Annotated in this window: 12 protein-coding genes and 1 pseudogene; 8 read left to right on the forward strand and 5 right to left on the reverse strand. The window is 58.6% G+C overall.

Features of this window, described 5'->3' with window-relative positions; translation table 11 throughout:
* From gnd to dnaA, 3 genes are all read right to left on the reverse strand, one after another.
* Positions 1-888 carry a phosphogluconate dehydrogenase (NAD(+)-dependent, decarboxylating) gene (gene gnd / locus AC1MEQ_RS11265; RefSeq protein ID WP_479790784.1) on the reverse strand — a complete coding sequence of 296 codons (888 nt, stop codon included), beginning with the start codon at positions 886-888 and terminating at the stop codon, positions 1-3.
* A gap of 43 nt (positions 889-931) precedes the next feature.
* Entirely contained in the window at positions 932-2,053 is a 1,122-nt protein-coding gene (dnaN, locus tag AC1MEQ_RS11270; RefSeq protein WP_479790787.1) for a DNA polymerase III subunit beta, read from the reverse strand.
* Positions 2,054-2,457: 404 nt separating this feature from the next.
* Positions 2,458-3,873, reverse strand: a complete 1,416-nt coding sequence (gene dnaA / locus AC1MEQ_RS11275; protein WP_479790790.1) for a chromosomal replication initiator protein DnaA — start codon at positions 3,871-3,873, stop codon at positions 2,458-2,460.
* Between the two features lie 517 nt (positions 3,874-4,390).
* Between dnaA and rpmH the strand changes: the two genes are divergently transcribed.
* From rpmH to AC1MEQ_RS11315, 8 genes are all read left to right on the forward strand, one after another.
* Complete coding sequence (gene rpmH, locus AC1MEQ_RS11280) at positions 4,391-4,528, forward strand: 50S ribosomal protein L34 (protein WP_055854070.1); 138 nt, start codon at positions 4,391-4,393, stop codon at positions 4,526-4,528.
* A gap of 72 nt (positions 4,529-4,600) precedes the next feature.
* The gene (gene rnpA, locus AC1MEQ_RS11285) at positions 4,601-4,996 is read left to right on the forward strand and encodes a ribonuclease P protein component (RefSeq protein WP_479790793.1); all 396 of its coding nucleotides are present in this window, start codon (positions 4,601-4,603) and stop codon (positions 4,994-4,996) included.
* Complete coding sequence (yidD, locus tag AC1MEQ_RS11290) at positions 4,989-5,354, forward strand: membrane protein insertion efficiency factor YidD (RefSeq protein WP_479790795.1); 366 nt, start codon at positions 4,989-4,991, stop codon at positions 5,352-5,354. The genes rnpA and yidD overlap by 8 nt, the downstream gene beginning before the upstream one ends.
* A gap of 6 nt (positions 5,355-5,360) precedes the next feature.
* Positions 5,361-6,320: a membrane protein insertase YidC gene (yidC, locus tag AC1MEQ_RS11295; RefSeq protein WP_479790797.1), complete on the forward strand. Its 960-nt coding sequence runs from the start codon at positions 5,361-5,363 to the stop codon at positions 6,318-6,320.
* A gap of 3 nt (positions 6,321-6,323) precedes the next feature.
* On the forward strand, positions 6,324-6,896 hold the full coding sequence (locus AC1MEQ_RS11300) for a Jag family protein (protein ID WP_479790799.1): 573 nt from the start codon (positions 6,324-6,326) through the stop codon (positions 6,894-6,896).
* Positions 6,897-6,945: 49 nt separating this feature from the next.
* Positions 6,946-7,596 (forward strand): 16S rRNA (guanine(527)-N(7))-methyltransferase RsmG, encoded by a 651-nt coding sequence (gene rsmG / locus AC1MEQ_RS11305; RefSeq protein WP_479790803.1) that lies wholly within the window; start codon positions 6,946-6,948, stop codon positions 7,594-7,596.
* Between the two features lie 213 nt (positions 7,597-7,809).
* On the forward strand, positions 7,810-8,766 hold the full coding sequence (locus tag AC1MEQ_RS11310) for a ParA family protein (protein WP_479796113.1): 957 nt from the start codon (positions 7,810-7,812) through the stop codon (positions 8,764-8,766).
* A gap of 212 nt (positions 8,767-8,978) precedes the next feature.
* On the forward strand, positions 8,979-10,364 hold the full coding sequence (locus tag AC1MEQ_RS11315) for a ParB/RepB/Spo0J family partition protein (protein WP_479790805.1): 1,386 nt from the start codon (positions 8,979-8,981) through the stop codon (positions 10,362-10,364).
* Positions 10,365-11,347: 983 nt separating this feature from the next.
* On the opposite strand, the pseudogene AC1MEQ_RS11320 reads toward AC1MEQ_RS11315, so the two are convergent.
* Both AC1MEQ_RS11320 and AC1MEQ_RS11325 read right to left on the reverse strand, forming a co-directional pair.
* Positions 11,348-11,449 (reverse strand): annotated as a pseudogene (locus AC1MEQ_RS11320) (ATP-binding protein); the annotation flags it as partial.
* 59 nt (positions 11,450-11,508) lie between these two features.
* Entirely contained in the window at positions 11,509-12,756 is a 1,248-nt protein-coding gene (locus AC1MEQ_RS11325) for an IS256 family transposase (protein ID WP_479790807.1), read from the reverse strand.
* Positions 12,757-13,255: the final 499 nt, after the last annotated feature.

Here is a 13,255-nt window from a genome sequence, read left to right on the forward strand (position 1 = left end):
CTATTCGCCCGGCCGGCGCACCGCATGCCCGCCGAACTGATTGCGCAGGGCTGCGACCATTTTCATGGCCGGGGCGTCATCCTGGCGCGAAGCAAAGCGCGCGAAGACCGACGCAGTAATGGCAGGAGCGGGGACCGCATTGGCGATAGCCTCCTCCACAGTCCAACGGCCTTCGCCGGAATCTTCCACATAACCGGCAACTGCACTCAGGTTCGGGTCTTCCTTCAGGGCCTTGACCAGCAGGTCGAGCAACCACGACCTGATGACCGTCCCTTCTTGCCAGGCGCCAAAAGTTCCCGGGACGTCCTTGATGATTCCCTTGGCCGCGAGGAGCTCGTATCCCTCTGCGTAGGACTGCATGATGCCGTATTCAATGCCGTTGTGAACCATCTTGGCGTAGTGTCCGGCACCGATTTCGCCCACGTGGACGAAACTCTGTGCTCGATCCCCTTCGGGACGGAGCGCATCGAAAACCGGCAGAAGCTCCTCGATGTCCTCTTCCGTGCCACCGGCCATCAGCCCATAGCCATTCTCCAATCCCCAGACTCCACCGGAAACACCGCAGTCAACAAAACGAATCCCCGCCTTGGCCAGGTCAACGCCGTGCCGGATGTCATCGCTGAATCGGGTGTTGCCACCGTCTACGAGTAGGTCGCCCTGGCCCAGCTTTCCAGCGAGTTCGTAGACGAGCGCATCGGTAATCGGGCCAGCCGGCACCATGATCCAAACGATTTTGCGCGGTGGGAGGGCCGTCAAGAGTGCGTCCACCGACGCGACATCGGAGACCTCAGGATTGCGGTCGTAGCCGGTGACTTCGATGCCACCCTGACGCAATCGGGCACGCATGTTGGACCCCATCTTGCCCAGGCCGATCAATCCGATATGCATGGATTCCTCCTACTGTAGTCGCGGCCCAGCAACCGAAAGCTTGTCAGTTGGGCAAGCGAACGGGCATGACCAGGTAGCGGTAATCGTCCTCGTCGTTTCCGTCGAGAGCCTTCTGTGCCGTCATCATCGCGGGCTTTGGCGCGGTGGTGAACGAGAAGCGAACGAATTCGCTGCTGAAAGCGTTCAAGCCCTCGGAAAGGTAGGCAGGGTTGAAGGCAACTGTGATGTCCTCGCCATCGAGTTGGGCCTCGATGGCCTCCTCGGCCTGGGCGTCCTCGCCGGTGCCCGCGTCAAGGGCAAGCTGGGAATCGGTAAACGTCAATCGGACCGGCGTATTGCGCTCGGCAACAACGGCTACACGGCGAACTGCCTCAACCAGCTCGTGGGTGCGTACGGTCGCGTGAATTGGCGTGTTCTCCGGAAACAGCGACCGAATCTTGGGGTAGTCGCCATCGACAAGAAGCGACGTCGTCCGTCGGCTTCCGCTCTCGAAGCCGATCAGGTCGCTGCTTTCTCCGAGGGCAATCCTCAGTTCGCCAGCGCCTCCCAGGGTCTTGGCCACTTCGCTCAGCGTCTTGGCCTTTACCAGTGTGGAGGTGGAAATACCTGGGGTGGTCGGCTTCCAATGGACTTCACGCATGGCAAGCCGGTAACGGTCGGTTGCGAGAAAGGTGATGAGGTCGTCTTCGATCTCCATTTTGACGCCGGTGAGGATCGGCAGTGTGTCGTCCTTGGATGCGGCGACGATGACTTGGCTAACCGCCTCCGAAAAGGCTGCACCGTCCACGGTTCCGGCGATTTCTGGCAAAACAGGAAGATCCGGGTAGTCCGCCACGGGCATCGTGGCCAAATGGAACCGGCTTCGCCCACAAGTGACGGTGACCTTCGAGGCCTCCGTTTCGATAGTCACGTTGGCTTGGGGCAGGTTTCGGCAAATTTCGGCCAGAAGCTTCCCGGAAACAAGGATTGTGCCCTGGTCGATGACTTCGGCGGCGATTTCAAGATGCGCCGAGATCTCATAGTCGAATCCCGCCAGCGAAACGACGGAGTCCCCGGCGGTAATTAGGATTCCGGAAAGGACGGGAGAGGGCGGTCGCTGTGACAGCGAACGGGCAGTCCAGGACACGGCATCTGCCAGGACGTCCCTTTCGACACTGAACTTCACGTAGTGATCCGCCTTTCACAGCTTTTGGTGACAACTTTCCGGTGCAAGCTTAGCCCGAGTGCTGAAGCTGGGGATACCGGAGTGTTCTTGGAACATCATGTGGTGGAACAGGGATCCGGTTAGGGAACTTGTTATTTGGATTCTTCTAGAAATGGGGATTCGTAGTGTTAATAAGTGCTGTGGATACTGTGGATAACCGAGTCTGATGATGCATCCGGCGGTTTTGGACTGTGTACAACCTGTGTGTTCAGTTCCGGTGAATCTCAACAGGGCGGTGGACAACTTTTTTGAGAATTTTGGGGATCCACAGGGCACCCCGGACTTATCCGCAGGGAAACCGACTCGTCCACTTAACTATCCACAGATTTATCCACAGGCGTGCATATCGGCGTGATTCCGGGAAACTAGCCTTCGCGTTGCTGCTGTTTGATCCTGTTGGTGAGCTCAGTCACCTGGTTGAATATCGCTCGACGTTCGGCCATGAGTTCTCTAATTTTCCGGTCCGCGTGGATCACCGTGGTGTGGTCGCGGCCGCCTAGTACGGCCCCGATCTTCGGAAGTGACATGTCCGTGAGCTCCCGCAGGAGGTACATGGCAATCTGCCGGGCTGTCACCAAGGTCCGCGTCCGCGACTTGCTATTCAATTCCTCGATACTGAGATTGAAGTAGTCCGCGGTCTGGGCGATGATCGCCGCCGGTGTGATCTCCTGGGCACCTTCGTCGGTTATTAAGTCCTTCAACACCTGCTCTGCCAAAGTGAGATCAACCGTTTGGTTATTCAAGGAGGCAAACGCGGTGACTCTAATGAGCGCGCCCTCGAGTTCCCGAATGTTTGTCGAGATCTTCGAGGCGATGTATTCCATGACGTCGTCCGGTGCGGAGAGACCCTCCGCTGTGGCCTTTTTGCGCAGGATGGCAATGCGTGTTTCCAGCTCTGGTGGCTGGATATCCGTGAGGAGTCCCCACTCAAATCGGGAGCGCATCCGATCCTCGAAGCCGGCCAATTGCTTGGGAGGAAGATCGGATGTGATGACCACTTGCTTGTTGTGGTTATGCAACGCATTGAAAGTGTGGAAGAACTCCTCCTGCGTCGCATCCTTGTTCGCCAAGAATTGGATGTCATCGATCAGGAGAATATCGACGTTGCGGTAGGTCTGCTTGAAACTGGCGCCCTCGTCGTCTCGGATCGAGTTGATGAAGTCGTTGGTGAACTCCTCGGAGTTGACGTAGCGCACCCGTATGCCGTTGTAGAGGTGCCGGGCATAGTGGCCAATTGCATGTAGAAGGTGCGTCTTTCCCAAACCGGAATCGCCATATATGAAGAGCGGGTTATATGCCTTGGCAGGCGCTTCGGCGACGGCCACAGCTGCAGCGTGGGCGAATCTGTTGGAGGAACCGATCACAAAGGTATCGAAGATATATTTGGGATTTAGACGGCCAAATTCCTGGGAGTTTGAAGGAGGAGAGGGCTGCGGGCGATTATCGCTGATCCGCTCCTTTGGCACTGGGGCCGGCTCCGGTTGAGCGGGCTCGGGTTCGGTCGCGGGAACCAAATCGGCATCGATACTGAAGGCGCAGAGAATGTCATCCTGGAACACGTGACGCAGCGCGGCATCAAGGGAATTCTTGAGTTGGGTCTGTAGGACTTCCCGAGTCAGCTCATTGGGGACCGCGAGCAGCAACGTGGTGCCGATCAGCCCGAGTGGCCGGGCAAGGACGACGAAACCGCGCTGGCGCGGGGTAACGCGATCGTCCTGCTCGAGAATACGAACTACCTGGCGCCACGCGCTCCCGACACTGTTTGATTCGTCCGTGCTCACTGCCGACTCCCCCTTCAAGGTCTCATCGTTCGGCGACAAGTTCCGCTGGTCCGCGCCGTAGGGAAAACGACCAACAGGTATTGATTCTAGCGGTCATCCACAATGTTATTCACAGACCGTGGATAACTCGGGTGCGCTGGCATCGATCAAGCGAATCCCTTGAAAATGCCGCTGGAGACCGCCACGAGCGCGATCGAGCGGCCCGACACACCCCCGCGAAAGATAGGAATTCCTTGCACGTTGTCCACAACTGTGGATTAATGAATACGAAGTTATTCACAGCCCTCGACCCTCAGGTGCGTGCCTCGGTGGGCGTGCCGGTTTGACCTGCCTCCCGCACGTCGCCTATCGTTGTTTAGTCCTGTGTGTGTGCTTTGGAACCAGGGAGTAGAACTGCTACGGCTAGTTCGCGCTCTGGAAATCCACATGCGCCGCATGAAATACGAGCGTCAGCCTGTTCTTCCCCCTTGTAGCAACGGGTTAAGGCGCATCCTTTGATCGTCTTGGAGTTACTACTGTGAGCAAGCGGACTTTTCAGCCGAATAACCGCCGTCGTGCCAAGAAGCACGGCTTCCGTCTTCGTATGCGCACCCGTGCGGGTCGCGCCATACTTTCAGCTCGTCGGTCCAAGGGCCGTACCGAGCTGTCTGCATAGCACCGAGCAATTCCCACGGACCGCGCGCGTTGTTGACGTGAACATGGCCTCCGGCATCGCCGGGTACTGATCATGTTGCCTAAGAAACATCGCCTGCGTTCCGCTGCGGAATTCTCCGCCACCGTACGTTCCGGCGCCCGTTCTGGGCGCCGGAACGTCGTGCTATATGCAGTCATTCGTCCTGACGCGGCATTTAGGAACCCCTCGAGGTACGGATTCATCGTTTCGAAGGCCGTCGGGAACGCAGTGACCCGAAATCTCGTTAAACGGAGACTAAGGGCGATTGCGGCGGAACATCTGGCCAAATCGGACACCGGATTCGACATAGTGCTGCGGGCACTTCCGGCCTCGGCGCATGCGTCGTGGTCGGATTTGTCTATGGACACCCGCCATGCCCTCGACAATGCCTGCGCGCTGGCTTCGAAGAATAGCGCCGCGGCAGGGCGAAAGGGATACCGCGATGCATGAGTCAACGGGGACGGGCCGTATTGTCTGGTGGCTAGTCGATATCCCGCGGAAACTGCTGATCGGACTGATCATCGGATACCGAAAGGCTGTTTCGCCTCTGTACGGTGATGTCTGCCGGTATTTTCCAAGCTGTTCCGCCTACGGTCTTGAAGCGGTGACAGTGCATGGTGCAGTCAAAGGAAGCGGACTCGCTGTCTGGAGGATACTCCGCTGCAATCCGTGGAGCCATGGAGGTATCGACCATGTGCCAGCCGGGCGACGGATTTGGCCGGAAGGCAAGGCCCCAAAGATCATGGTGTTGAATCATCCGCCGATTCCCGCCGACGACGATGCCGCTGACGTGGCACGAGGAGCATAACCGGTAATGAATTTCCTAGACACAATCCTGTGGCCATTCACGCAGGTAGTCTCGTGGATCCTTCGGGCATTTCACGCAGTCTTCACCTTCGTGGGTATGGATCCGGATTCGGGATGGACCTGGACGCTGTCCATCATCTTCCTGGTATTGCTCATTCGTACTGCGCTTATCCCTGTTTTTGTGAAGCAAATCAAAGCCCAACGGGCTATGCAGGTTCTGCAGCCAGACCTTCGAAAGCTCCAAGCCAAGTACAAGGGCAAGAAGGACCAGCTCTCTCAGCAGGCCATGATCGCGGAACAACGGGAGCTGTTCAAGAAGCACAAGACGAATCCGTTGGCCTCCTGCCTACCGATTCTCGTACAGATGCCTTTCTTCTTCGCCCTCTTCCGGGTCCTGAATAACGCCTCTCGGGCCAGCGCCGAGGGCCACTCAGTCGGTGCGCTGTCAGTGGACCACGTCCGGAGCTTCGACGCCTCGACGATTTTTGGGGCCGGTCTTTCGGAGACGTTCCTGGGCACCATCAATTCCGGCGATCCGAAGATTGCCGTCATCATCACCGCTGTCGTCATGATCGTTGCGATGTCTGCAAGCCAGTTCATTACCCAGCGCCAGATCATGACGAAGAACATGACTAAGGAGGCCCTGGAAGGTCCCTTCATGCAGCAACAGAAAATGATGATGTACATCCTCCCGCTCGTGTTCGGCATCGGCGGTATCAACTTCCCCATTGGCGTACTCATCTACTGGACTGCCACCAACGTTTGGACGCTTGGACAGCAGTTCTATGTCATTCGTAACAACCCGACGCCGGGTTCGCAGGCGGAACGTGAACTCAACGCAAGGCGTGCTGCCAAGGGACTGCCACCCGTGGGGCACAAGAAGAATGATGAAGTGGCTGAACCCGAGGTCATTGAACCCAAGAGCCAGCGTGAGCAGCCGCAGCGTAAGAACAGGAAAAGGAAGTAGACGATGAGCACCGTCGATGCGAATGCCAATGGGATTGCCCAGACACTTGGCGGCCCGGTAGAGGAGGCACCGGAGTCCACCTCGTTGCCCCATGAGACCGCCAGCCGTGTGGAGGAAGAGGGGGACATCGCTGCAGATTACCTCGAGGAACTCCTCGATATTGCTGATCTCGACGGTGATATCGATATAGAAATCCGCAGCGGGCGCACATATATCTCGATTGTCAGCGAGACTGGCGACGACGCTGCGCTGAAGGACCTTCTCGGGCGTGATGGCGAAGGCCTCGAAGCATTGCAGGAATTGGCACGCCTTGCGGTCCTATCCGCGACAGGTAATCGTTCACGTCTTGTTCTGGACATCGCTGGTTATCGGGATGGCCGCGCAGGCGAGCTAAAGAAGATTGCCGAGGACGCGGTAGCCACGGTAAAAGCCAATGGTGAGGAAGTTGCGTTACAACCTATGAGTGCGTACGAGCGCAAGCTTGTTCACGACACGGTCGCGGACCTGGGATTGCACAGCGAGTCCGAAGGCGAAGGTGGAGGGCGGCATATCGTCGTCTCTGACCAACCTTCCTAATTCCGCGGGACCGAGATTGAATTAGCTGCTAGCTAGAACCGGGAGCAATGTGAGCCAGGAAGTACTGCCGACCGATGCCGAGAACAATGCAGCCCAAGCGGTGTTTGGGCAACGATTGTCGGTGGCTAGGCGCTACGTAGAACACCTGGCTACCTCGGGCATGGAAAGGGGCCTGCTTGGGCCACGAGAGGTTCCGCGCCTATGGAGCCGTCACGTTCTCAATTGCGCCGTCGTAGCCGATTTGATTCCGCAGGATGCCGAAGTCGCTGACGTTGGTAGCGGGGCCGGTCTGCCGGGGCTTACCTTTGCCATTGCCCGACCCGACCTGACGTTGACGCTCATCGAACCATTAGAGCGGCGCTGCATTTGGCTGAATGAAGTAGTTGAGGATCTCGAACTCGAAAACGTCACCGTATACCGGTCACGGGCCGAACAGGCTGTTGGTCATGTCAATGCGGATGTGGTCACTGCCCGTGCGGTTTCCGCATTAGGCAACTTGGCTCGGCTTACGATTCCGCTCCTGCACGGCAAAGGGGAGGTCTTGGCAATCAAAGGACGAAGTGCCGCAGAAGAAGTCCAGAAGGCATCGAAAGTACTCCGGAGTTTGGGCGCAAGCCATACCGAGGTAGTTAACGCTGGAGCCGACATTCTGGAAGAGCCGACTACTGTCGTGCGTATCAGCGTCGGCCGGCGAAGCTAAACGGTAGGCTGTACGGGGGGCAATAACCGCAAGCGAAGTGGTCAGGAGCGTGTGGGGTGAACAGGAAGGTGATCTGTATTTCGGCACCTAACGTCATCTGTCGTGCGCAGCCGCACTTGTCGCTCTCAATGCAACTTAAAGAAGTTGATCTCCACGTTTCACGTGAAACGCCAGGGGGCCTCCACCGCAGGAAGACCCCGTGATCACAGTTTTCTGGAGGACGACACCATCAAGCACCAAGAAACAGTTCAGTCTGAAGCGAAGGCACCGGTCCGGGACATGATGGACAGCATCGATGAAAGCACACCGCTGGCAAGCCAGTTGGCCGATGAAAACAATCGTCGCGAACGGCTGAACGGACGGTTATTGCCCAAGCCGGAGACGACCCGGTTCCTCACCGTTAGCAATCAAAAGGGCGGTGTCGGGAAGACAACCACTACCGTCAACATCGCCGCAGCGTTGGCGAAGGCCGGCATGAATGTACTCGTGGTCGACATCGACCCCCAGGGGAACGCGTCCACCGCCCTGGGAATCGAGCACCACGCCGAGGTCGAAAGCATCTACGATGTCCTGATTAATGATGTTCCATTGGCCGATGTCCTGGCTCCGTGCCCCCAATTCGCGAATCTTTTGGTTGCCCCGGCTACCATTCATTTGGCTGGCGCGGAGATCGAACTGGTATCCCTCGTAGCACGCGAACAGCGCCTCCGGAGAGCTTTAGATGTCTATCGGAAGAATCGGGAGGAGGTTGGCCTGGAGCGGATCGACTACGTCTTCATCGATTGCCCGCCCAGTCTCGGCCTTTTGACGGTCAACGCTTTCGTAGCAGCGCGGGAGGTGTTGATTCCCATCCAGTGCGAGTACTACGCGCTGGAAGGGCTTAGCCAGCTGCTGAGCAACATTGAATTGATTCAGAAGCACCTGAACTCTGATTTGGTTGTTTCAACTATTCTGCTCACCATGTACGACGGTCGAACAAACTTGGCCTCGCAAGTCGCAGCCGAAGTCCGAGAACATTTCCCCAACCAAGTCCTGGGTGCGTTGATTCCGCGTAGTGTGAGGATCTCCGAGGCTCCGAGTTACCAGCAGACTGTGGTTACGTACGATCCGAGTTCCACGGGCGCACTGTCGTACCTCGAAGCGGCCGCAGAGATCGCGGAACGCGCGTAGCTGTCGACACCGGAGGCATTTCTTGCCAGTAGACTCTTGACTGAGCAATGGACGCCTAACGTGGCGGACTGGGACAGTCGAGAGGACAAGAGATGGCGGAGAAGCGACGCGGATTGGGGCGAGGGCTTGGCGCTCTCATTTCGGGTAGTCCGACAGCAGGCGATGGAGTAGAGGCAGAGCAGACAGAGACAGCTGGAACTGTCTCATCATTGGTGAGTGACCGTGTCGCCCAGGATGATGTGCTGTCGAGCGCGGGACCGCAGTCCACGACCGTCGATGTTTCACGTGAAACGGATGTCGACTCGTCCATGGCCGAGGTTTCACGTGAAACCCGGAAGGGCCCGTCCAAGGGTGACGCCAAGCAAACCACAGGCAATCCGACTGTCACGGATAACGGAAGCAAGACGCCTACTATGCGTGCGAATTCCGTCGAGTCAAGTGTCAGCGGGAAGGCCTCGCCGGCTCGCGGTAAAGAGCAGGAGCGGAAGTCCCGCCCCGTGGACATGTTCTTTGCCCCGGGGCGTCCAGAAGCGGACGCGTCGGGAGAACAGGGGGACGACAGCAGCGTCACGAAGAGACCTTCGTCCAGCAGCCGTAACCGAAGAGTTGCTGTACCGGACGTTCTGGCGCAGGTCATGCAGCAAAAGGATGACAAAGAAGCCAAGAGTAGCTCTGCACTTGAAACTGCGACGCAAACAGGTGAGTCCCCTATATCCGCTTCCTCGCCCACGGATGCCACCGCGACCTCTGATGATGTTCCACGTGAAACGCTCGTAGCTGTGCCTGGTGCGACCTTTGCAGAAGTCTCGGTTGGTGACATCCACCCGAATCGAAAGCAGCCAAGGAGCACTTTCGACGAGGACGAGATGGCCGAGCTTGTCCACTCGATTCGCGAGGTAGGACTACTTCAGCCGATCGTCGTGCGCCCATCCGACGAAGGGGGCGCCGAACAATATGAGCTGGTTATGGGCGAGCGCCGCTGGCGGGCAGTCCAGGCTGCAGGGCTAGCCTCCATCCCGGCGATCATCCGAATTACCTCAGACACGGATCTTCTTCGCGACGCGCTCCTTGAGAACCTGCACCGGGCACAGTTGAATCCCCTGGAGGAGGCAGCCGCATACCAGCAGCTCATGCAAGAGTTCGATTGCACGCAAGACGAGCTATCAGCACGGATTGGCCGTTCGCGGCCGCAAATTTCCAATACCATTCGCCTCATGAAACTACCGGCGTTGATTCAGCGTCGCGTAGCTGCCGGTGTACTCTCCGCGGGGCACGCGCGGGCCCTTCTTGGTCTTGTAGACACAGCGGAGATGGAGCGGCTGGCACAAAGAATTGTTAATGAGGGTCTATCAGTCCGTGCTACAGAAGAAGTCGTCGCCATGAATGATGGCCTGCGACGCCCTGGACGTGAAAAGGCACCGCGTGTCACCGCTCGTCATGAACGATTGGACTACTTGGCCAACTCTCTGTCCGATCAATTGGACACAAGCGTCAAGATCACCCTTGGTGCAAAGAAAGGCCGCGTGAGCATCGAATTCGGTAGTGTCGATGATTTGAATAGGATCATGAGCGTTATTTCGCCGACGTCGGACAAGTAGTCGGCCATGTCCCCTGCGTTTCACGTGAAACGGTGGAGACAAGAAGATTTGCATTCGTAATGATGTCGAGGATTCTGTTTAAGCCGCAATTCCAGCCGTTGTCCGTATCGATCTTTCGCTACACCTATCCCTTTTGACGGGCACATGATCTGTGTTCATCAAGTACGGGATGGCCGAGGACTCGTCGGCATTCGGCTTGTCGACCAAATGGGAACTTTGAGGTATCCATCATTGAACGTCCCCCATGACAGAACATTCCAAGGCGCAGAGCCTCTCCAAATGTGGTCGATCGGTCTCCACGAGCCGACGCTGGCTTCCAGAGGAGCGTAGTTGGGCAACCAAGTACCCAAATGTTCCACGTGAAACCTAGCCAATGACCACTTGAGAGGCTTTCTACAGCGGGCCAGGGATGACGGGGCATCGAGGTGGTGCAGAACTGGTTTGGGTACCCGACGTAGGGGCATCGCCCCTGAGTCCTCGTGGGCGCGGATTCGTTCAGCGACACATGATGGACGTCGCAGTTTCTCGTAGTGTCGCCTGCCCCTCGGACGACACTACGCCATGGAGTGGTAGGGGTTGGCGCGGGCCATGAGGTAGGAGTTCCGTGGGCGTTTCGCCGGGGCAATACGTGTTGATCACGGCTGCTCATGAGAGCCGGCTCCGGTGAACCAGAACACGCGTAAGTACCGCGGACTTGGGTGTACAGAACAGGAAGTCGTCGCGACTGAATTCGCCAATGGCTTGACCTCACGAGCCATTACCAGATTTTTCGACTGATATAAGTTGGGAATCCGTTGGACTCTTAAGAACGGACAGTAAGCAGTGTCCCTTCGGGGAGTGGGTATTTGTTGGTTTGGGGGCCCCTCGAAATTGCCTTTCGAGTCCAGTGATATTGCCGGTGGGGCCAGTTACCGCGGTGATGGGGGCCACCGGCTTCCACCGGCACTTTCTCACTGCTTCATTGTGGCGTGTTCGCGCATATTCTAAACACCGGTCTCAACCCAGATGGTGTTGCGCACGATCCGGTCCATGATCGCGTCGACATGGACCCCGGAACCCAGGCCCTGGTGCCGGTCCGTCTTGGCGGGTCACGTCCCGTGGAGTGGTGGAGTTTACCTCGACACCGTGCGGGTCAGTGATCTGATTATGCGGCAGTGAGTTCGGGGATCAAAATCGCCTCCTCGACCTCTGCCGCGGGCGCCGCCTCGACGGTCTGGAGCGCGGCCATGGACGCCTCCGAGAGATAGCGGCGGTCCCCGGCTTCCCACTCGTCGTGCTGCTCCACCAGGACCGCGCCGGCGAGCCGGAGCAGGGCCGCGGGGTTGGGGAATACCCCGACGACATCGGTCCGTCTCTTGATCTCCTTATTGACCCGCTCCATGGGATTCGTGCTCCAGATCTGGCGCCAATGCCGGTTCGGGAATCCGGTGAACGCGAGCACGTCGTCGCGGGCATCGCCGAGCATCCCGGCAACCTTCGGATGGGACTTGGCAAGCATCCGGATGACCTCGTCGAACTGGGTGTTCACGTGCTCGGCGTCGGGCTGGGCGAAGGCGGTGCGGATGATCGAGGCGACCATCTCCTGGGAGCCCTTCGGCACGATCGAGAGCACGTTTCGCATGAAATGGACCCGGCAACGCTGCCACGCCGCCCCTTGGAACACGGTCGCAATGGCCTTCTTAAGCCCCGTGTGCGCGTCGGAGATGGCGAGCTTGACCCCGTCCAGGCCGCGGGCCTTCAGGTGCCGCAGGAACGCCGTCCAAAAGCCCTCGTTCTCACTGTCCCCGACGTCGAAGCCCAGGACCTCGCGGCGACCGTCGGCGGCGACGCCGAAGGCGACCACGATCGCCTGGGAGACGACGCGGTGCCCGACGCGGGCCTTGCAGTACGTGGCATCGAGGAAGACGTACGGGTAGCCCAGAGCGGAGAGGTCGCGGTCCCGGAAGGCGGCGACCTCGTGGTCCAGGTCCTGGCAGATCCGCGAGACCTCGGACTTCGAGACCCCGGTATCGGCGCCCAGGGCCTTGACCAGGTCATCGACCTTGCGGGTGGAGACGCCGTGCAGGTAGGCCTCCATCACCACGGCGTAGAGGGCCTGGTCCACGCGGCGTCGGCGTTCGAGCAGGGCCGGGAAGAACGAGCCGTTGCGCAGCTTGGGGATCTTCAGGTTCAGGTCCCCGGCGGTGGTGCTCAGCGTCCTGGGCCGGGAGCCGTTTCGCTGATTGGTGCGGCCCTCGGAGCGCTCGAAGGGGGCGGCGCCGATGAACGCGGTCGCCTCCGCCTCGATGAGCTGCTGGTATAGGGTTTCGGTCGCGGTGCGGATCCGGTCGGGGACATCGGTGAGCTTGAGTTGTCCGAGGAGTTCGAGAAGGGCAGACTGGTCTAGAGCCATCGTGTGTTTGTGTCTTTCCGTGAGTTCTTTGATCGGTACTCACTGACCATCGCACGATGGCTCGCTACTTTAAGCGTGCAACTCGCTGACTAGGGAAATTACACCACTCCAGGGGACGCAACCTCTTGGCGTACCGGGTGCAGTCCGCGGTCGCGGGAGTGTCATCGCGGCGCTCGAGCAGCTCCAGCACCGCCGTGATTTTCTTGAGCGACATGCCCTGCGACGCAGAGACTGCCTGGCCGGACAAGCTCTCGGGGCGTAGATGCATGATGAGCTTTGACCTGATCTTTCGGGCCATTGATGGTTGCTCCTTCCGTCGTGCGCCCTTTACACGCGATGGAAGGAGCCTAAGGACAGTGGTCCCCGAGTACGCCAGTACCGGCCCCGAGGTCCGCTAACGCGCGTGGAGCGTACTGGCCTCCTAACGCTCGACCGGTGGACCCCAACGTAGCGACTATTTAGGGAGGAAGGAACACCGAGGTCGGTGCGTCCACACTGG

This window comes from Arthrobacter sp. ASL1 (assembly GCF_056680475.1).

Excerpts from the sequence above, each read along its gene's own strand:
- gnd (WP_479790784.1), bottom strand. The coding sequence starts at position 888 with ATGCATATCGGATTGATCGGCCTGGGCAAGATGGGGTCCAACATGCGT.
- rnpA (WP_479790793.1), top strand. The coding sequence starts at position 4,601 with ATGTTGCCTAAGAAACATCGCCTGCGTTCCGCTGCGGAATTCTCCGCC.
- yidD (WP_479790795.1), top strand. The coding sequence starts at position 4,989 with ATGCATGAGTCAACGGGGACGGGCCGTATTGTCTGGTGGCTAGTCGAT.
- yidC (WP_479790797.1), top strand. The coding sequence starts at position 5,361 with ATGAATTTCCTAGACACAATCCTGTGGCCATTCACGCAGGTAGTCTCG.
- AC1MEQ_RS11300 (WP_479790799.1), top strand. The coding sequence starts at position 6,324 with ATGAGCACCGTCGATGCGAATGCCAATGGGATTGCCCAGACACTTGGC.
- AC1MEQ_RS11325 (WP_479790807.1), bottom strand. The coding sequence starts at position 12,756 with ATGGCTCTAGACCAGTCTGCCCTTCTCGAACTCCTCGGACAACTCAAG.